Raw genomic sequence first — 18,611 nt, 5'->3', positions numbered from 1 at the left:
CACGCGGATGCAAAACGCCATCAGTGTACACAGCCTGCCCGCTCAAGACGGGCCCGCTGAGCGGGAATCTGCCCGCCGGCCCCATGCATTCATTTGCAGAATGAAGTTCAGAGGAAACTTCGTTTGTCAGCCCCGGCACCGGCCAGCAGAATCGGGGCCGATCCGTACCTCTCTCGTTTCGATATCCACTGCCACGGGAACCTTGTCCATGAGCAACCAGCACTTCGTCAGTCCTGATCTGATCCGCCAGGGATTTTCCCGGGCCATGTCGGATATGTACCGTGAGGAGGTGCCCCTCTACGGCGCCCTGATGGCGCTGGTGGCCCAGGTCAATGCCCAGGTCCTGGAACAGCAGCCGGCCATTGCCCGGCACTTGCAGCACAGCGGCGAACTGCAGCGCCTGGACCTGGAGCGCCACGGCGCCATCCGTGTCGGCAGCGCCGCCGAGCTGGCGACCCTGGCCCGGCTGTTCGCGGTCATGGGCATGCAGCCGGTGGGCTACTACGACCTGACCCCGGCCGGGGTGCCGGTGCACTCCACGGCCTTTCGCGCGGTGCACGAAGAGGCCCTGCACGTCAGCCCGTTCCGGGTCTTCACCTCGTTGCTGCGCCTGGAACTGATCGATAACCCCGAACTGCGGCGCTTTGCCGAACAGGTGCTGGCCCAACGCTCGATCTTCACCCCCAAGGCGCTGGAACTGATCGAACAGGCCCACGCCCAAGGCGGCCTGGATGAGCAGGATGCCCAACGCTTCATTCAGGAAGCCCTGGAGACCTTCCGCTGGCACCACCACGCCACGGTGACCGCCGCCCAGTACGCCAGTCTCAGTGCCCAGCACCGGCTGATCGCCGACGTGGTGGCGTTCAAGGGGCCGCACATCAACCACCTGACCCCACGCACCCTGGACATCGATGAAGTGCAACGGCTGATGCCCGAGCACGGCATCACCCCCAAGGCGGTGATCGAAGGCCCGCCACGCCGGGCGTGCCCGATCCTGCTGCGCCAGACCAGCTTCAAGGCCCTGGAGGAACGGGTGGCCTTCACCGATCAGGACCTGCCCCAGGGCAGCCACAGCGCCCGCTTCGGCGAGATCGAGCAACGCGGCGCGGCACTGACACCCAAGGGCCGGGCCCTCTACGACCGCCTGCTGAATGCAGCCCGCGACGCCCTGGGCGACTTCCCCAGCGAGAGCAACGCCCAGCGCTACAACCAGCTGATGCAAGCGCACTTCGACGAGTTCCCCGACAACCACGACGCCATGCGTGAACAGGGCCTGGCCTATTTCCGCTACTTCGTCAGCGACGCCGGGCTGGCGGCACGCCACCAGCCCCAGCGGCCCACCACCTTGTCAGCGTTGCTGGCCGCCGGGCACCTGCGGGCCGAACCCCTGGTGTATGAGGACTTCCTGCCGGTGAGCGCCGCCGGGATCTTCCAGTCCAACCTGGGGGACGACAGCCAGAGCCACTACGCCGCACACTCCAACCGCCAGGCCTTCGAAACGGCCCTGGGCCGCGCCACCCTGGATGAGTTGCAGCTCTACGCCCAGACCCAGCAGCGCTCCCTGGAGCAATGCGCCGCCAGCCTGGGCCTGCCAGCGCTCTAAGCCCTGTCCGGCATCGGCCTTGCGGGTCGGTGCCGGATTCCCCCTTCGTCGTTTTGCCCCATGGTCATGGCCTGGCCGGGACGCTATTGTGCCGGAACTTGCGCCCGAGCCCGCGGCGCGCCACCACCAAGGATGGACACGGCGACATGAGATTCGCGACCGGCCTGTTTTTATGCTGCGCCCTCGGCGCCGCGCTGAGCACCCACGCAGCAGAAACCGTCAACGACATCACCCAGCTCAACCCCATCGTGGTGGACCAGGTGGCCCGGCCCACCACCCTGGAGCAGATCGTCAAACGGGTGGCCGAACACCCCGGCCCCATCGCCATCGGCGGCGGGCGCTACAGCATGGGCGGCCAGACTGCCACCGAGCATGCCTTGCAGATCGATATGCGCGGCTTCGACCGGGTGCTCGGTTTCTCCCGCGAGCACAAGGAAATCACCGTGCAGCCCGGCATCACCTGGCGCGCCCTGCAGAGTTTCATCGACCCCTACGATCTGTCCGTGAGCATCATGCAGAGCTACGCCAACTTCACCGTCGGCGGCGCCCTGAGCGTCAACGCCCATGGCCGCTATGTCGGCTATGGGCCGCTGGTGACCTCGGTCAAATCCATCAAGCTGGTGCTGGCCGACGGCCAAGTGGTCGAGGCCAGCCCGCAAAGCAACGCCGAACTGTTCTACGGCGCCATCGGCGGCTACGGCGGCCTCGGGGTGATAGTCGAAGCCACCTTGCGCCTGAGTGAAAACGTGCGCCTGCTGCGCAGCTTCGAAGAAATGCCCCTGGGCGACTACCGCCCCTTTTTCTTTGCCCGGATCGAGCACAACCCCAAGGTCATCCTGCATAACGCCGTGCTCTACCCCGACCAGTACCAGACCCTGCGCGCAGTGTCCTACAGCCAGACCGACCTGCCGCTAACGGTCAAGGAACGCCTCACGCCCCTGGACCAGAACTACTGGAAAGAACAGAAAGCCCTGAAAGTGGTGAGCCAATGGCCCGGGGGCAAGGCCCTGCGCCAGGAGGTGATCGACCCCCTGGTGCTGAAGAAACCCCAAGTCTCCTGGCGCAACCACGAGGCCAGCCTCGACGTGCGCGAACTGGAGCCCGACTCCCGGAGCGAGCGCACCTACGTGCTGCAGGAATACTTCGTACCCACCGACCAGCTGGAAAGTTTCGTCCAGGAGATGGGCGCGACCCTGCGGGCGCACAGGGTCAACGTGATCAACCTGTCCATCCGCCACGCCAAGGCCGACCCCGGCACCTTGCTGGCCTGGGCCAAGACTGACGTGTTCGCCCTGGTGCTGTATTACCAGCAGAGCACGGCAGAGGCGGAGCGGGACGCCGTGCGGGAATGGACCCGGGCCCTGGTGGACAGCGCGATCAAGCGCGGCGGCAGCTACTACCTGCCCTATCAGATCCACGCCACACCGCAGCAGTTTCGGGCGGCCTATCCGCGGGCCGGGGAATTTCTCGCGCTCAAGGCGCGGGTCGATCCGCACAACAAGTTTCGCAACAAGCTGTGGGACGCCTACGGCACCGACAGCCAGGGCAAATAGGTCGCGCCCCGGGGCTCAACGGGCCCCGGACTTGCCACCGGCCAGCACCTTGCGTTGCTGAAGGAAAATCACCCCGTCACCGTCAAAGGCGATCACGTCGTCAGCGCTGAACGGAGCACCGTCGCCGTGCTCATGCCGCAGCCAGCCCTCGGACCACAGGTCGCCGCTTTCATAACGGATCTGGACGAAGTAGTAAGGCGCTTCGCTGCGGGTGACTTCAACGTAGTGCCCACCATCGACGCCGCCCTGCCATCGGGCCCGGGGATGTTCCGGCAATGTGTGCACGGCTTCTTTGAAAAGGCCTGTCCAGGCCATCCCGAGGGCAACCAGTATCAGCGTCAGTGCGCCGATCGACATGAGAAAACGCTTCAACCAGATCAATCCAGGATCTCCACTACCATCCACCTCCGCGAGCGGTCCCGCGGAGCAGTCGGCCATTTTGTTGAAGGCCCCGCGACTGCGCAATGAAAAACCGCAGGCACTTGCCAGACGCCGGCAGAGCCTTCAGCCTTGCCCGGCGCGACAACCGTGCAAGCGGCTTGGCGCCACTTCAACTCTATCGAGACACCCTGGCATGCGTATCACCCTGACGGACATCCGCCTCACTGCGGCGCAAGACCTCTGCGTCAGCTTCTGCTGTGCCTTCGGCGAGGGCCGCGGCCAATGGCTGGGCCCCTCGCCGAGGGTCGGGCACGACTACGAAGTGGAACTGAGCCTGGAGGACGAGTTCAGCTGGAATGACAACCTGGAGCCCTGTGCCCAGGGCCCGTTCCGCCTGCACTGGGACCAGGGTGCCTTGCAGGTCAGTGGGCGCCTGGTTCAGCTCGATGAGGATGGCGTCGCCGCCCTGGCGGTAGGCCCCTCGATCATCCTCCTGTCCCTGCGGGGTGGCCCCGAGCGCCTGCCGCAGTGGGTCAGTCTGCGCGCCCACCAGATCAGCCTGCAGCCCATCGCGCTTTGAGCGCCCACGACCAACCACGGTGCAGCGCAGAAAACCCGCAGGGGGGGTGTTTGAAGGGGAAGCTGAGCGCCTTTCAAGGGCTCGAACGTCGCCGGACGCGACAGTTACACAACCTGGCGTTCGCAGGACATTGTTCAGGGAGGGTGTTCGCCCAGTGCTCTGGCCTTGGCAATCCATGCACCGGTAAAGAGCCCTTGCACCGGGCGAACGATTGGCATTCTAGTGCAACTGAAGGGGAAAATCCGTGGGCGGATTCTGAATAAAACTGGACACCGGGGTGATCCGTCGCCCTCGCCGCCGGCTCGCCCCTCAGTTCAGCCCCGTCAGCCCTGGCCCCTGGGGCTGTCCTGCAGCCCCCCTCAATACCCGGTCATCTCCAGATAACCGCTGCCGGTGTGGCTGCCCTCCAGGGTGATCGGCCCCTCCCAATAGGGAATGCTCAGTTTCATCCACGACTGGGGATTCAAGGCCCGGGTTCTGATGTCCAGTTTCTTATCGGGAATCTTCAGTTGCCAGGCGCTCGGCAGGCGCCGCCCCTCGACCTGGGCTTCCTCCAGGGGCGTCATCTGGATCTGCTCGCGCCCCAGGCTCTGGGTGCTGCCATCGACATTGATCCAGGTGCCGGTGATGTAAGGCGCGCGATGGTTCTCCCGCACCCGGAACAGCATCAACCGTTCTCCGCTGTCCAGGTGCAGGGAGAACCAGTCCCAACCGGTCTGGTCGGCGGCCAGGGGCTGGCTGCTCCACTCCCGGTCGAGCCAGGCCGGGCCGCTGACCTCATAGCGTTGGCCGTCGATCTGCAACTGCCCCGACGCCTGGAAGAACGGCTGGCTGTAGTAATACGACGCCTGACCCTGGTCCGACTTGCGGCTGTAGCCGCCCACGCCCTGCAGCACCAGCGGCTGGCGGCTGGACAGTTGCAACTGATAGGCGAACCCCGGCCCACTGGCCTGCACCTGCATCCGGGCCAGGGGATTGTCCCCGGTGGGCAGGCTGGTGAAGCGCCAGTCATCGATCCAGGCCTGGAACGGCTGCGCCGTGACCCCGGCCTGCCCCACCCCGCCCCGGGCATAACGCTCGGCGGCATAGTGACGGCTGGCCGAAGTGGCCGCCGCGTGCCCCAGCCAGACCAGCGGTGCGCCCCAGCCGGGCTGCTCGGGCGCGGCCCGCAACGCACTGCGAAACAGCGTCCATTGCACACCGAATTGCCGGCCTTGAGCGTCCTTCAGGTTGGCCGTCAGGTACCACCACTCGATGCGAAAACCGTCATGTGGGCCATGATCGGCAGGAAAGCTGAAGGTGCGCCCCGGCACCACCGGGGCAAAGGCCGAGGCCTCGTTGCCCAGCCCGGCAAAACCCTGGGGCGCCGCGGCGTCCTGGTCGCAGCCGGCCAGCAGCAGAAACAGCAGCGACAGCCACCGGCAATCACTCTTCATGGGCAAAGGTCCTCAGCAAATCCGCCGGTTGTGCACGGTACAGCTTCAACAGCGGCCAGGCCGAGGCCGCCAGGGTGGCCAACATGGCCAAGCCCAGCAGTTGCAGGATCTGCCCTGGAAACACCCGCAACGGCAGGCTCCAGCCAAAGGCCTGGACATTGATCACGCTGTTCAGGCACCCGGCCAGGACAATCCCCAGGGGCAACGCCAGCATCAGGGTGAGCACCGCCAGCAGCCAGGTCTGCCCGAGGTTCAGCAGCATCAACTGGCGCCGGCCCACCCCCAGGGCCCAGAGCGGTGCCAACTGGCCCAGGCGGCTCTGGCTCTGGGTCAGCAGGCTGATGAACAGTGCCACCCCGGACACCCCCAGGGTCAGGCTATTGAGGGCGGCGGTGGCGGCGAAGGTACGCTCGAAGACCTGCAGCGACCAACCCTTGAGCCGGGCCTGATCGATGATCCGGCTGTCATCCAGCTGAAACTGCTGTTGCAAGGCACCGATCAGCGGCGCAACCGCCTCCGGCGCAAGGCGCAGGTTGAAACGGTTCGGCGCCAACTGCGGCCAATGCGCCAACAGGTGCTGCACATTCACCAGCAAGTGCCCCTTGGGATTGCCGTAGTCGGCATAGATCCCCACCACCTGGGGCGCCCAGTGCCCTGCCGGCACCGGCAGTTCCAGGCGATCCCCCAGGCGCACCTTGAGTCTTCGGGCCAACTGTTCGCTGAGCATCACGCTGTCGTGCGCCGCCAACTGCGCCCAGGGATCGGCCCCCTGGGCCTCCAGCAACGGCCAATGCTGGCGATAGCTGGGATGGTCGATCACCCCGTACAGGTCCGCCGGCCAGCCCTGGACCTGCAACGCCACCTGCCAGCTGGGCAGCACCGCCGTCACCTGGGTCTGGCGCGGCAGCCAGTCCAGCAGTTGCCCGGCCTGTTCGGGGCTTTGCGGGTTGAGGTAGAGCTCGGCGCTCAGGCGCTGCTCCAGCCAGTCATTGAAGGTCTGGCGAAAACCGGCAGTCATGCTGCCGGCGCCAATGTTCGCCGCCAGGGCCAGGAGCAGGGCCATCAAGGCCAGGCTCAGGGCCGGCAACTGCTGCCGACTATCGGCGACAAACCATTGCCCCAGCACCCCGCGACTGCGCCCCAGCAAACCGCCCAGCACCGCGTTGAGCAGCACCGGCAGGCCCAGGGCCGCCGCCAGCAGCAAAGCCGCCAGCAGCACGAAACCGCTGGCCAGGCTGTCGCCCCAGTGCCACGCCAGCAGGGCCACCAGCAAGGCCAGGCAAGCGATCCAACCCTGGCGCCGCAACCAGCGGGCATGGGCCTGGTGCCAGGCCTGGGGATTGGCCAGGGCCAGCAACGGCAGGCGCGCTGCCCGCAGCAGGCTGGCGCCACCGGCCAGCAAGGCGCCCAACAGACTCAGGCCGATACCGCTGAACCACCACCCGGGACTCAGGCTCAACTGCCCGGCCACTTGCGCGCCGTACAAGCCCCGCAGGCTGGCGGCCACGTCCGGCAGCAACACCCCGGCCAGCAGGTAGCCGCTGACCACGCCAGCCACACCGCCCAACAGCGCCAGCCCTCCCAGCTCGACGATCAGGCAGGCAATCAGCAGCCGCGCACTGACCCCGCAGGCCCGCAGGGTGCGCAGCAAGCCGCGCCGCTGCTCCAGGGCCAGGCCAATGGCGGCGTGCACGATAAACAGCCCCACCACAAAGGACAGGAACCCCAAGGCATCCAGGTTCAGGTGAAAGCTTTCGGTCAGGCGTGCCAGATCGCCCTCTGCTTCACCCTGGCGCAGCACCAGTTGCCCCGCCAGTTGCGCCGGCAGTGGCGGTGCCTGGGCGGCAAAGTCCCTGGGCAGCAACAAGCGGCTCAACTGCCCGGGCTGGCCGAGCACCTGCTGGGCAAAACCGATGTCCATCAACAGCAGCCCCGGGGCCATGTCCGCCTGCACCCGCAGCGGCGGTAAGCGCTGGCCATTGACTGCCTGGGGTTGCTCGCCCTCTTGCAAGCCCAGGCTGGCCAGGGTCTGCGGCGCCACCCAGGTGGTGCCCGGCACACTGAAGAACTCGACCATCTGTTGCAGCGCCAGGGCCTGACCGGCCACCGCGGAACCGGCGGGCAGCGATAAGGGCTCGATGCCCATCACCTGCAGGGGCTGGTCGGGGTGATCCTTGAGCTGCACCCGCCCCTGGAGCACCGGCGACACCGGCCAGCCGGCACGGCGCAGCTCGACGAACCCCTGCTGGGAAAAACTCGCACCACTGGCGCTGCCCAGGCTGGCCTGAGGCTCGCCGCCGATCAACTGGCTGGCTCGGGCATAACTGTCCCGAGCCTGACTGTTGAGAGCCAGCACGCCGGTCAACAAGCTGGTGGCCAGCCAGAGTCCGGTGAGCACACTGAAAAACTGCACCGGATGCCGGCGCCAGTGGCTCAGCAGCGCCCGCATCGCTGTGACAAAGACCCCCATCTCAAGCCCCGACCGGGTCGGCCAGACGACCGCGTTGCAGCACCACCGTCTGTTGCAGGCGGCTGGCCACCCGCTGGCTATGGGTGACCATCAACAAGCTGGTGGGGCTGTCCGCCAGTAGCTCCAGCAACAGCTGCAACACCTCGTCGCTGGTGGCCTCGTCGAGGCTGCCGGTGGGTTCGTCCGCCAGCAGCAACCCGGGTTTCGCCGCCAGGGCCCGGCCCAGGGCGACCCGTTGCTGCTGGCCGCCGGAGAGCTGCTCCGGGTAACGCCGCAGCAAATCACCCAGGCCCAGGCGCGCCACCAACTGCGCCTGCCACAGCGGATCGAGGCGCCCGGCCAGGCGCGCCTGGAAGCTCAGGTTGTCTTCCACCCGCAGGCTGCTGATCAGGTTGAACTGCTGGAACACCAGGCCCACTTCAGTGCGTCGCCAGTCGGCACGCTGGCCCTCGGTCATCTGCTCCAGGTGCTGCCCGCCGATGCGGATGCTGCCGGCGTCGACCCGGTCGAGCCCGGCGATCAGGTGCAGCAAGGTGCTCTTGCCACTGCCCGACTCGCCCATCAGCGCCAGGCTGCTGCCGTGCCGCAGCTGCAGGTCCACGCCCTGCAGCACCGCCAGCGGGCCCTGGGGCGTGGGGTAACTCTTGAAGACGCCTTGTACCTGCAGCATGGGCTGATTCGTCCGAGTAGAGAGGGAGCCAAGGATAGCCTGAGCAGCACCGCCCCTATCGGCCCGTGCCGGTGAAATATAGTATTGCGCCACTTTCTTCATGGCAGGACGCACAGATGAACTACACCCAGGCCCAATTGAAGTACCGGCTGCAGATTGGCGCAGGCGCATTGATGTTCACCGGCGCATTGATCTCCACGCTGTTCTCCACCCTGAAAATGCTCCACTGGCGCCTGGACAGCTACACCGCCATGGCGAGCACCATCAACCGCCCGATTCAGCAGTTCACCCTGATGGTCTCGGAAAACACCCGGGCCCTGGACTGGTTCTGGGACAACAGCCCGACCCCCAGCTTCATCGACCTGAGCTACTCCTCCCACTGGAAATTCCTGGTGATCTACCTGCTGATCTTCGTCGGCGCCGCCCTGTTCGCCTCGGGCCGGACGCTGATGCGCAAGGTCGAGGCCGTGGAACCGCTGATCGAGGCCCAGCTCAACGCCCCGGTCGAGGACGGCGTGCCCGCCAGGACCCTGCAACAGCTGGAGGAGTCGACCCGGGTGGAGGCCGCGCCAGCGTTCTTCAGCCAGACCCGCCTGCTGGTGGTCTGGCCCCTGGGCGGCGCCGCGGTCTACCTGGGCCTACTGTGGATGCTGGGCATCATCTGAGCCCGGCACCGGCTGATCGAGCAGCGCCTCGGCCACCGGGTACTTGACCAGCACCCGGTTGCGATACAGGCACTCCTGGCGCAGCAGCTGGGCGTCCTGGCCCTTGGTGCGAATGTCGCGCCAGATCTGGTTCTCCCGGTACACCCGGGCGCCCTCGCGCACAAAGCGATGGGCCCGCTGGTAGACGTGATAGCGATACTCCCGCGGCCGCTCGCAGAGCAGCTCGCCCTCCAGTTGCTGCGCGCCGACCAGCAGCTTGAGCTGCAAGGTCTGGGGGCCGGGGTTGTACAGCACCAGATCGATGTAGTTGTAGAAGATCGCCGCACCGGAACCGAAGGGCAGCACCCGGCCCTCGTCGGGGAACGGGTCGAAGCTGTGGTTGGCCCGCTCCACCACCTCAAGCGGCGAGTGCAGCGCCATCCAGTGAATCAGGTTGCTCAGTTGGCAGATGCCTCCGCCGATGCCGCGGCGGGCCTCGCCGAACGACAGCTCCATGCCTTCGACAAAACCGCGCCGGCGACTGGGCCGGCCCACCAGCTTGCAGAAGGAAAAATACTCGCCGGGGGCGATGCGCACGCCATCGATGCAGGCCACCGCCAGCTTGAGGTTGATCACCTTGTTGTGCTGCAGCGCCAGGTCGCAGTCGCCCAGGGTGCGGATCAGTTTCGAGGTGTGCTTGATCAGCCGATGGGGCAAGTGCGAGCTGCCGGGCTCGGGCCGGGCGTAACGGCGCCCGGAGCAGCGCCAGGCCAGATGACGCATCAGGCGCCTCTGGCGTACTCGCAGCCAGTACAGCAGCGGGTGATACGAGGACAGGGGTTTCATCGATGGTTAAACGGCGGCCCGGCGCGACGACGCAGGAGCCGGCTTCGTCCTTGAAAAAAAGAGCGGCATCTTAGCGGCAAGCCTGCGCCCATGCCAGAAGCCCTGCACCCGAGCGCACCGTACAGGAATGCCCCGAGGACCAGGCCCAGCCCTAGCCCAGCAACTGGCTGAGCACGGCCCGCAACTTGCCCGGTTTCAGCGGTTTGTTGAGCAGCGGCGCTCCCAGTTGCTGCAAGGCCCGGCGGCACTGGTCGCTGCGGTCGGCGGTGATGATCACCGCCGGCAGCGGCTGCTGGAAGTGCTCGCGCAGCTGCTGCACCACCTGGCAGCCGGTGACCCCGTGATCCAGGTGAAAATCCGCCAGGATCAGCTCCGGCGCCCGGCCCTGAAGCACCGCCAGGGCCGCCGCCTGATCGGTGGCGGTGAGCACTTCGCAGCCCCACTGCCCGAGCAGCGCGGCCATGCTCTCAAGGATGCTCAGCTCGTTGTCCAGCACCAGCAGGCGCCGCCCCGGCAGCGGGTTGCCGGTGCCCGGCTGCGGTGCCTGCAAGCTGATGGGCAATGGCACCCGGTCCGCCAGGGGCACCTCGATACTGAACCGCGAGCCCCGCCCCGGCCGCGACTGCACCTGCACCCGGTAGCCGAGGATCTTGGCGATGCGCTCGACAATCGCCAGCCCCAGGCCCACGCCTTTGCGGTCGGCGGCGCGGCCCACGTCCAGCTGATTGAATTCGAGGAAGATCGAGTCCAGGCGGTCGGCGGCAATGCCGCGCCCGGTGTCCCACACCTCCAGCCGCAACTGATCGCCGCGGCGCCGCGCCGCCAGCAAAATGCTGCCGCGCTCGGTGTAGCGGCAGGCATTGCTGAGGAAGTTACGCAGAATCCGCGTCATCAGCCGCAGGTCGGTGAACAGGGCAAAGTCGCCAAAGCGCACCCGCAGCTCCAGGCCCGCCGCCTCGGCCACCGACTGGAACTCCGAGACCAGCGGCGCGAGCAACTCATCCAGGCGATAGACCGCAGGGTCGGGCTTGACCGCCGCCTGGTCGAGCTTGGAGATGTCCAGCAGATCGGTGAGCAGGTCCTCGGCGCCTTCCAGGGCCTGGTGGGTGCGCTCCACCAGCAGTTGCTCGGCCGCCGGCAGGCGCCGCTCGCGCAAGGTAGAGATCAGCAGGCGCGCGGCATTCAGCGGTTGCAGCAGGTCGTGGCTGGCGGCGGCCAGGTATTTGTCCTTGCTGCGATTGGCCGCCTCGGCGGCGTCCCGGGCATCCCGCAGATCACACTCGATGCGTTCGCGCCGGGCGATCTGCTGCTGCAGGTTGCGGTTGGCTTCCAGCAGTTCATCGGTGCGCGCGGCGACCCGCTGCTCCAACTGGTCGTTGAGCTGTTCCAGGTGCTGCTGGGCCAGCTTGCGTTCGGTGATGTCGGCGACAAAACCTTCCACCAGCCCGTCCTGGTCGGGCTTGAGCAGCAGGTTCATCAGCACATCGATGCTGCTGCCGTCCTTGCGCCGCAACTGGGTTTCATAGCCCAACAGGCTGCGCTGGCGCTGCAGCTCCTCGCCGATGGCCGCCAGTTCCGCCGCACCGCCGACGAACAGATTGCCCGCCAGGTCGGCCAGGGAGAACAGCACTTCCTGCGGGTCCTGATAGCCCAGCATGCGCGCCAGGGCCGGGTTGGCCGCGCGCAGGCCGGCCTGCAGGCTGGCCTGGAAGATGCCGTGCACCGCATGCTCGAACAGCCACTTGTAGCGGTTGCGCTCGGTTTCCAGGTCTTCCAGGCGCGCCGCCAGTTCCGGGTAGTGACTCTTGCGCGCCGAGTGGTTGCCCAGCCCCAAGAGCCCGGCCAGGGCTCGTTGCTGTTCGTCAGAGGGCCTCGCCATACACCACCTCGACATCACGCTGGCTGGATTCGCGAGGGTTGGTGAGGATGCACGGATCGTCCATCGCATGCTGCGAGAGGAACGGAATGTCGCTGCTGCTGACCCCATGCAGGCTCAGGGTTTCGTGGAAACCGATGGCGTGCTTGAGGGCGATCAGGTGCTCCACCAGGCGCCCGCAGATCTGCCGCTGGTTGAGCCCGCGGCAGTCGATGCCGAAGGTCTCGGCAATCACCTTGAAGCGCTCCGGCGCCGAGCTGTAGTTGAAGGCCACCACATGCTCCACCAGCACCGCGTTGCACAATCCGTGGGGCAGGTCGAGAAAGCCTCCCAGGCTGTGGGACATGGCATGCACCGCGCCGAGAATCGCGTTGGAGAACGCCAGCCCGGCCTGCATGCTGCCGAGCATGATCTGCTCGCGCAGGGCGATGTCGCCGGGGTTGGCGATCATCTGCACCAGGTTGCCGTTGATCAGGCGCATGGCTTCCAGGGCATGGGGATCGGTGAGCGGGCCGTGGCCGGTGGAAACAAAGGCCTCGATGGCATGCACCAGGGCGTCGATACCGGTGCAGGCAGAAAGAAACGGGTCCATGCCCAGGGTGGTTTCCGGGTCGATCAGCGACACATCCGGCACCACCGCCTTGCTGACGATGGAGAACTTCATCCGTTCCTGCTGGTTGGAGATGATCACGAACTGCGAGACGTCCGCCGAGGTGCCGGCGGTGGTGGGAATCATGATCAAGGGCGGGCTCGGCACGCGGATCATGTCCACCCCTTCAAACTCCAGGATGCTGCGCCCGTGGGCCACCACGATGCCGATGCCCTTGCCGCAGTCCATGGGGCTGCCGCCGCCGACGGCGACGATCACATCGCAGGCGTTTTCGCGGTAGACCTCGGCGCCCTGCATCACCTCCTCCACCCGCGGGTTGGGCGAGACCTGGCTGTACAGGCAATAGTCGACACCCTGGGCCTGGAGACTGGCCTCGACATCGGCGACCCAACCGGCGGCGATCACCCCGGGGTCGCTGACCACCAGGACCTTGCGCGCGCCGAAGGTCTTCGCATAGTTGCCGACGTTATGCCGGCAACCGGCGCCAAAGATGATTTCCGGAGACACGAACTTGCGCAGCAGACTGAGATTCTGGCTCATGACGGAAGCCTGTTTTCTTATTGTTCTGGAAGGAGAACGCCAGCCTAAAGCATCCGTTGCTGAAAGCAATCCGACCATCGGCGGACTTCGCAGCCTCGCAGGCCCTGTAGCCGCTGCCGCAGGCTGCGAACGGCACGAAGGGCCGCGGCGCTCTTGAGGTCGCTGCGGGTTTGGCGGGGGATCGCCAGGCAAGGCCCTGCGGGCCTTTGCGCAGCTTCGCCGTGGCTCAGCAGCGGCTACAGGGCCAGTGCCGATCCGAGGTTGTGTAGCCGCTGCCGCAGGCTGCGAACGGCACGAAGGGCCGCGGCGGTCTTGAGGCCGCTGCGGGTTTGGCGGGGGATCGTCAGGCAAGGCCCTGCGGGCCTTTGCGCAGCTTCGCCGTGGCTCAGCAGCGGCTACAGGGCCAGTGCCGATCCGAGGTTGAGTAGCCGCTGCCGCAGGCTGCGAACGGCACGAAGGGCCGCGGCGCTCTTGAGGTCGCTGCGGGTTCGGCGGGCGATCGTCAGGCAAGGCCCTGCGGGCCTTTGCGCAGCTTCGCTGGGGCTCAGCAGCGGCTACAGGGACCGGGTGGCGTCAGAGATGGATGTCCATGCCGTCATGCGCCACTTCGATGCCGCGGCGGGTCAGCTCGGCGCGCTCGGCGGAGTCTTCGTCGAGGATCGGGTTGGTGTTGTTGATGTGGATCAGCACCTTGCGCGCCCGGGGAAAGCGCTCCAGCACCTCGAGCATGCCGCCAGGGCCGCTTTGCGCCAGGTGGCCCATGTCGCTGCCCAGTTTGTCGCCGACGCCACAGACGCGCATTTCATCGTCGCGCCACAAGGTGCCGTCCACCAGCAGGCAGTCGGCGCGGTCCATCCATTCCAGCAGGGCCTCATCCACCTGCCCCAGGCCCGGGGCGTAGAACAGGCTGGCGCCGCTGCGCCGGTCCTCGATGAACAGGCCGATATTGTCCCCCGGGTGCGGGTTGCCGCGATGGGGCGAATACGGCGGTGCGCTGCTGCGCAGGGCAATGGCCCGCAAGGCGAGGTCTGGGCAGGCCGGTAGGCTGAACTCGCGGCCATCGAGGTGGATGGGCTGCCACTGCAAGCCGCCGTTCCAGTGGCTGAGCATGGTGAACAGGGGGAAGCCGCTGCACAGGTCCTGATGGACCATCTCGGTGCACCAGACCTGATGCGGGCAGCCTTCGCGCAGGCTGAGCAGGCCGGTGCAGTGGTCGATCTGGCTGTCCAGCAGGATCACCCCGGCCAGGGCGGTGTCGCGCAGCTGTCGGGCCGGTTGCAGGGTCGGGAAGGATTCCAGCTGCTGGCGAATATCCGGCGAGGCGTTGCACAAGATCCACTCGCTGCCGTGGTCGCTCAGGGCGATGGACGATTGGGTACGGCGCTGGGCGCGCAGGCTGCCGTCGCGCACCCCGGCGCAGTTGCGGCAGTTGCAGTTCCACTGGGGAAAACCGCCACCCGCCGCGGAACCGAGAATGCGGATATGCATGACGTGCTCCTGAAGGGCAAAAGACTCCGGCCAACACCAGGAGCGGCCGGAGCGGGACGGCTCAGCGGTTGGCGAAGTACATGGTCACTTCAAAGCCGATGCGCAGGTCGGTGTACGCAGGTTTATGCCACATGGGGTCAATCCTCTTGTTGTGCCGGACGATTCCGGTAGAGGCATTAATGCACGGGGCACGCGGCGGCCGAATGCTACTTTGGGACGAGCCGGCGGGGTGCATTGGTAGGGGCTTGGCGCATGTGTAGCCGCTGCCGCAGGCTGCGAACGGCACGAAGGGCCGCAGCGTTCTTGAGGCCGCTGTGGGTTTGGCGGGGGATCGCCAGGCAAGGCCCTGCGGGCCTTTGCGCAGCTTCGCCGTGGCTCAGCAGCGGCTACAGGGCCGGTGTCGATCCGAGGTTGGTGTAGCCGCTGCCGCAGGCCGCGAACGGCACGAAGGGCCGCAGCGTTCTTGAGGCCGCTGCGGGTTTGGCGGGGGATCGCCAGGCAAGGCCCTGCGGGCCTTTGCGCAGCCTCGCCGAGGCTCGGCAGCGGCTACAGGATGGCGCAAGTTGAGGGGATCGGGGTCTCTAAAAAAAACGGCGCGACGTCCACCCAAGACGTCGCGCCGTTGCCACACAAAGCGGGGCAGCACCCAACTACCCCGCCCTTTCTTGCCCTTAGAAGAAGCCCAGGGGGTTGATGTCGTAGCTCACCAGCAGGTTCTTGGTCTGCTGGTAGTGGTCGAGCATCATCTTGTGGGTCTCGCGGCCCACGCCGGATTTCTTGTAGCCACCGAACGCGGCATGCGCCGGGTACAGGTGGTAGCAGTTGGTCCACACCCGACCGGCCTTGATCGCCCGGCCCATGCGGTAGGCGCGGTTGATGTCGCGGGTCCACAGCCCGGCGCCCAGGCCGAACTCGCTGTCGTTGGCAATCGCCAGGGCTTCGGCTTCGTCCTTGAAGGTGGTCACGCCCACCACCGGGCCGAAGATTTCTTCCTGGAACACGCGCATCTTGTTGTGGCCCTTGAGCAGGGTCGGCTGGATGTAGTAACCGCTGGACAGGTCGCCTTCCAGGCGCTCGGCGGCGCCACCGGTGAGCAGCTCGGCGCCCTCCTCCTGGGCGATCTGCAGGTAGGAGAGGATCTTCTCGTACTGCTGCTGCGATGCCTGGGCGCCGACCATGGTCTCGGTGTCCAGCGGGTTGCCGCGCTTGATCTTGACGATCTTCTTCATCACCTCGGCCATGAACGGCTCGTAGATCGACTCCTGCACCAGGGCGCGGGACGGGCAGGTGCAGACTTCACCCTGGTTGAAGAACGCCAGCACCAGGCCCTCGGCGGCCTTTTCGATGAACTTGGGCTCGGCCTGCATGATGTCTTCGAAGAAGATGTTCGGCGATTTGCCGCCCAGTTCCACGGTGGACGGAATGATGTTCTCGGCGGCGCATTTCATGATGTGCGAGCCCACCGGGGTCGAGCCGGTGAAGGCGATCTTGGCGATGCGCTTGCTGGTGGCCAGGGCCTCGCCGGCTTCACGGCCGAAACCCTGGACGATGTTCAGCACGCCGGCCGGCAGCAGGTCGGCGATCAGCTCGGCGAAGATCATGATCGACAGCGGGGTCTGCTCGGCGGGCTTGAGCACCACGCAGTTGCCGGCGGCCAGGGCCGGGGCGAGTTTCCAGGCGGCCATCAGCAGCGGGAAGTTCCACGGGATGATCTGCCCGACCACACCCAAAGGTTCGTGGAAATGGTAGGCGGTGGTCAGTTCGTTGATCTCGGCGGCGCCGCCTTCCTGGGCGCGGATGCAACCGGCGAAGTAACGGAAGTGGTCGGCGGCCAGGGGTACGTCGGCGTTGAGGGTTTCGCGCACCGCCTTGCCGTTGTCCCAGGTCTCGCTGACCGCGAGGATCTCCAGGTTCTGCTCGATGCGGTCGGCGATCTTCAGCAGCACCAGCGAACGGTCCTGGGCGCTGGTCTTGCCCCAGGCATCGGCGGCGGCATGGGCGGCGTCCAGGGCCTTGTCGATATCGGCGGCGCTGGAACGGGGGAATTCGGCGATCACTTCGCCGTTGACCGGCGAGGTGTTGGTGAAGTACTGGCCAGCCACCGGCGGCACGAACTGGCCGCCGATGAAATTGCCGTAGCGTGGCTTGAAGGACACGACGGCGCCTGGGGTTCCGGGTTGTGCGTAGATCATGCTGAGCCTCTGCTGGTCGAGGCCTGTCCGACGACAGGCGATGGACCGATGGTAGAGAGCCCCGGGGGCCGGACGAATGCATCGTTGGCAGGGGGGGCTCTCGTCATTTGGTCGTAGGTTGATTGCCCTGTGCGGGAGCCGGCTTGCCGATGAAGGCGCTCTTGCGGGCCTCTTCACCAGCAAGCTGGCTCCTACGATTAGCGTTTGCTCACCAGGTCCTTGGGCAGCTTGAAGGTCCAGAGCATGCCGCCCTGGTTGAAGTCCTTGACCCGCTTGGCCACTTCGCCGCCCCACAGCGGCACCGCGCCGCCCCAGCCGGAGAGCACCGAGACGTACTGCTCGCCGTCCATTTCCCAGGTCACGGGCGAGCCCAGGACCCCGGAGCCGGTCTGGAACTCCCAGACCTTCTCGCCGGTCTTGGCGTTGAACGCCTGGAGGAAGCCTTCAGGCGTGCCGGTGAACACCAGGTTGCCCTTGGTGGTCAGTACCCCGCCCCACAGCGGCGCGAAGTTCTTGTGGCGCCAGACTTCCTTGCCGCTGATGGGGTCGATGGCCCGCAGCACGCCGATGTAGTCCTCGTTCAGCGGCTTGATGGTGAAGCCCGCGCCAAGGAACGCCGCGCCCTTCTTGTAGGCGATGCCTTCGTTCCAGATGTCCATGCCCCACTCGTTGGACGGTACATAGAACAACCCGGTGTCGCGGTTGTAGGCCATGGGCATCCAGTTCTTGGCGCCGAGGAAGGCCGGGGCGACGAACACCGAACTGCCCTTGGCTTCGCTGCCCGGGGCGCCGGGACGGCTGGCCTCGTTGTAGATCGGCCGGCCGTTCTTATCCAGGCCGGTGGCCCAGGTGATCTTGTCGACAAAGGGGAAGCCGCGGATGAACTTGCCGTTGGTGCGATCGAGCACGTAGAAGAAGCCGTTGCGGTCGGCGGTGGCGGCGGCCTTGATCTCCTTGCCGCCCTCCTTGTAGTTGAAGGAGATCAGCTCGTTGACGCCGTCGAAGTCCCAACCGTCGTGGGGGGTGCTCTGGAAGTGCCACTTGATGGTGCCGTCGTCCGGGTTCAGGGCCAGGCGCGACGAGGAATACAGGTTGTCGCCAGGGCGCAGGTGGGAGTTCCACGGCGCCGGGTTGCCGGTGCCGAACAGCAGCAGGTTGGTTTCCGGGTCGTAGTAGCCGCCGAGCCACGGCGCCGCGCCGCCGGTCTTCCACAGATCGCCCGGCCAGGTCTTGCCCGCCTCGCCACCGGAAATGCCGTTCTCGATGGCCTTGCCGTCCTTGTACACATAGCCCATGTGGCCTTCCACGGTGGGGCGCATCCACAGCAGCTCGCCGTTTTTCGGGTCGTAGGCCTGGATCTTGCCCACCACGCCGAACTCGCCGCCGGCGACCCCGGTGATCAGCTTGCCGTTGACCATCATCGGCGCGGCGCTGATGGAATAACCCTCCTTGTGGTCGGCGACCTTCTTGCTCCACACCACCTTGCCGGTGTCCTTGTTCAGGGCCACCAGCTTGGCGTCCAGGGTGCCGAAGAACACCAGGTCGCCGTACAGCGCCACGCCGCGGTTGATCACGTCGCAGCACGGGCGGATGTCGTCCGGCAGGCGCGCATCGTACTGCCAGAGCTTCTTGCCGGTGCGCGCGTCCACCGCGAACACCCGCGAGTAGGAGCCGGTCATGTACATCACCCCGTCCTTGATCAGCGGCTGGGCCTGCTGGCCG

Annotated in this window: 15 protein-coding genes; 4 read left to right on the top strand and 11 right to left on the bottom strand. The window is 66.4% G+C overall.

Going from position 1 to position 18,611, the window contains the following annotated elements; genetic code table 11:
• Positions 1-208: 208 nt before the first annotated feature.
• Entirely contained in the window at positions 209-1,603 is a 1,395-nt protein-coding gene (locus J5M73_RS29980) for a VOC family protein (RefSeq protein ID WP_180988535.1), read from the top strand.
• Between the two features lie 146 nt (positions 1,604-1,749).
• On the top strand, positions 1,750-3,156 hold the full coding sequence (locus J5M73_RS29975) for an FAD-binding oxidoreductase (RefSeq protein ID WP_102861863.1): 1,407 nt from the start codon (positions 1,750-1,752) through the stop codon (positions 3,154-3,156).
• Between the two features lie 15 nt (positions 3,157-3,171).
• Here the strand turns inward: J5M73_RS29975 and J5M73_RS29970 are convergent, their stop codons facing one another.
• On the bottom strand, positions 3,172-3,528 hold the full coding sequence (locus J5M73_RS29970; RefSeq protein WP_240321968.1) for a hypothetical protein: 357 nt from the start codon (positions 3,526-3,528) through the stop codon (positions 3,172-3,174).
• Positions 3,529-3,730: 202 nt separating this feature from the next.
• On the opposite strand from J5M73_RS29970, the gene J5M73_RS29965 reads away from it, so the two are divergent.
• Positions 3,731-4,117, top strand: a complete 387-nt coding sequence (locus tag J5M73_RS29965) for a hypothetical protein (protein WP_102861865.1) — start codon at positions 3,731-3,733, stop codon at positions 4,115-4,117.
• Positions 4,118-4,476: 359 nt separating this feature from the next.
• On the opposite strand, the gene J5M73_RS29960 is transcribed toward J5M73_RS29965, so the two are convergent.
• Genes J5M73_RS29960 through J5M73_RS29950 form a run of 3 tightly spaced genes read right to left on the bottom strand, consistent with a single transcriptional unit; the run spans position 4,477 to position 8,693 of the window.
• Entirely contained in the window at positions 4,477-5,553 is a 1,077-nt protein-coding gene (locus J5M73_RS29960) for a lipocalin-like domain-containing protein (RefSeq protein ID WP_102861866.1), read from the bottom strand.
• Positions 5,543-8,023: an FtsX-like permease family protein gene (locus J5M73_RS29955; protein ID WP_102861867.1), complete on the bottom strand. Its 2,481-nt coding sequence runs from the start codon at positions 8,021-8,023 to the stop codon at positions 5,543-5,545. The genes J5M73_RS29960 and J5M73_RS29955 overlap by 11 nt, the downstream gene beginning before the upstream one ends.
• A gap of 1 nt (position 8,024) precedes the next feature.
• Entirely contained in the window at positions 8,025-8,693 is a 669-nt protein-coding gene (locus tag J5M73_RS29950; protein WP_207167403.1) for an ABC transporter ATP-binding protein, read from the bottom strand.
• A gap of 116 nt (positions 8,694-8,809) precedes the next feature.
• On the opposite strand from J5M73_RS29950, the gene J5M73_RS29945 reads away from it, so the two are divergent.
• A complete protein-coding gene (locus tag J5M73_RS29945; RefSeq protein WP_102861869.1) occupies positions 8,810-9,358 on the top strand; it encodes a YniB family protein in 549 nt (182 codons plus the stop codon).
• Here the strand turns inward: J5M73_RS29945 and J5M73_RS29940 are convergent.
• From J5M73_RS29940 to pedH, 7 genes are all read right to left on the bottom strand, one after another.
• Entirely contained in the window at positions 9,332-10,183 is an 852-nt protein-coding gene (locus tag J5M73_RS29940; protein ID WP_102861870.1) for a VanW family protein, read from the bottom strand. The genes J5M73_RS29945 and J5M73_RS29940 overlap by 27 nt on opposite strands.
• Positions 10,184-10,334: 151 nt before the next feature.
• A complete protein-coding gene (locus tag J5M73_RS29935) occupies positions 10,335-12,062 on the bottom strand; it encodes a NahK/ErcS family hybrid sensor histidine kinase/response regulator (RefSeq protein WP_102861871.1) in 1,728 nt (575 codons plus the stop codon).
• A complete protein-coding gene (ercA, locus tag J5M73_RS29930) occupies positions 12,046-13,209 on the bottom strand; it encodes an alcohol dehydrogenase-like regulatory protein ErcA (RefSeq protein ID WP_060838525.1) in 1,164 nt (387 codons plus the stop codon). The genes J5M73_RS29935 and ercA overlap by 17 nt, the downstream gene beginning before the upstream one ends.
• A 573-nt stretch (positions 13,210-13,782) precedes the next feature.
• Positions 13,783-14,697, bottom strand: coding sequence for a pyrroloquinoline quinone biosynthesis protein PqqB (gene pqqB, locus J5M73_RS29925; protein WP_207167401.1), 915 nt, complete (start codon positions 14,695-14,697; stop codon positions 13,783-13,785).
• Between the two features lie 61 nt (positions 14,698-14,758).
• Positions 14,759-14,830 carry a pyrroloquinoline quinone precursor peptide PqqA gene (pqqA, locus tag J5M73_RS29920; protein ID WP_011060521.1) on the bottom strand — a complete coding sequence of 24 codons (72 nt, stop codon included), beginning with the start codon at positions 14,828-14,830 and terminating at the stop codon, positions 14,759-14,761.
• Positions 14,831-15,368: 538 nt separating this feature from the next.
• A complete protein-coding gene (locus tag J5M73_RS29915) occupies positions 15,369-16,889 on the bottom strand; it encodes an aldehyde dehydrogenase family protein (RefSeq protein WP_207816814.1) in 1,521 nt (506 codons plus the stop codon).
• Positions 16,890-17,086: 197 nt separating this feature from the next.
• Positions 17,087-18,611 (bottom strand): PQQ-dependent alcohol dehydrogenase PedH (pedH, locus tag J5M73_RS29910; protein WP_207816812.1); only part of this gene is annotated, 1,525 nt, incomplete at its 5' end.

Source organism: Pseudomonas sp. 50_B (assembly GCF_017491625.1).
GTDB classification, from domain to species: Bacteria; Pseudomonadota; Gammaproteobacteria; order Pseudomonadales; family Pseudomonadaceae; genus Aquipseudomonas; species Aquipseudomonas danubii.
The sequence above is the reverse complement of the archived record's forward strand: the minus strand, read 5'-3'. Positions and strand labels throughout refer to the sequence as shown.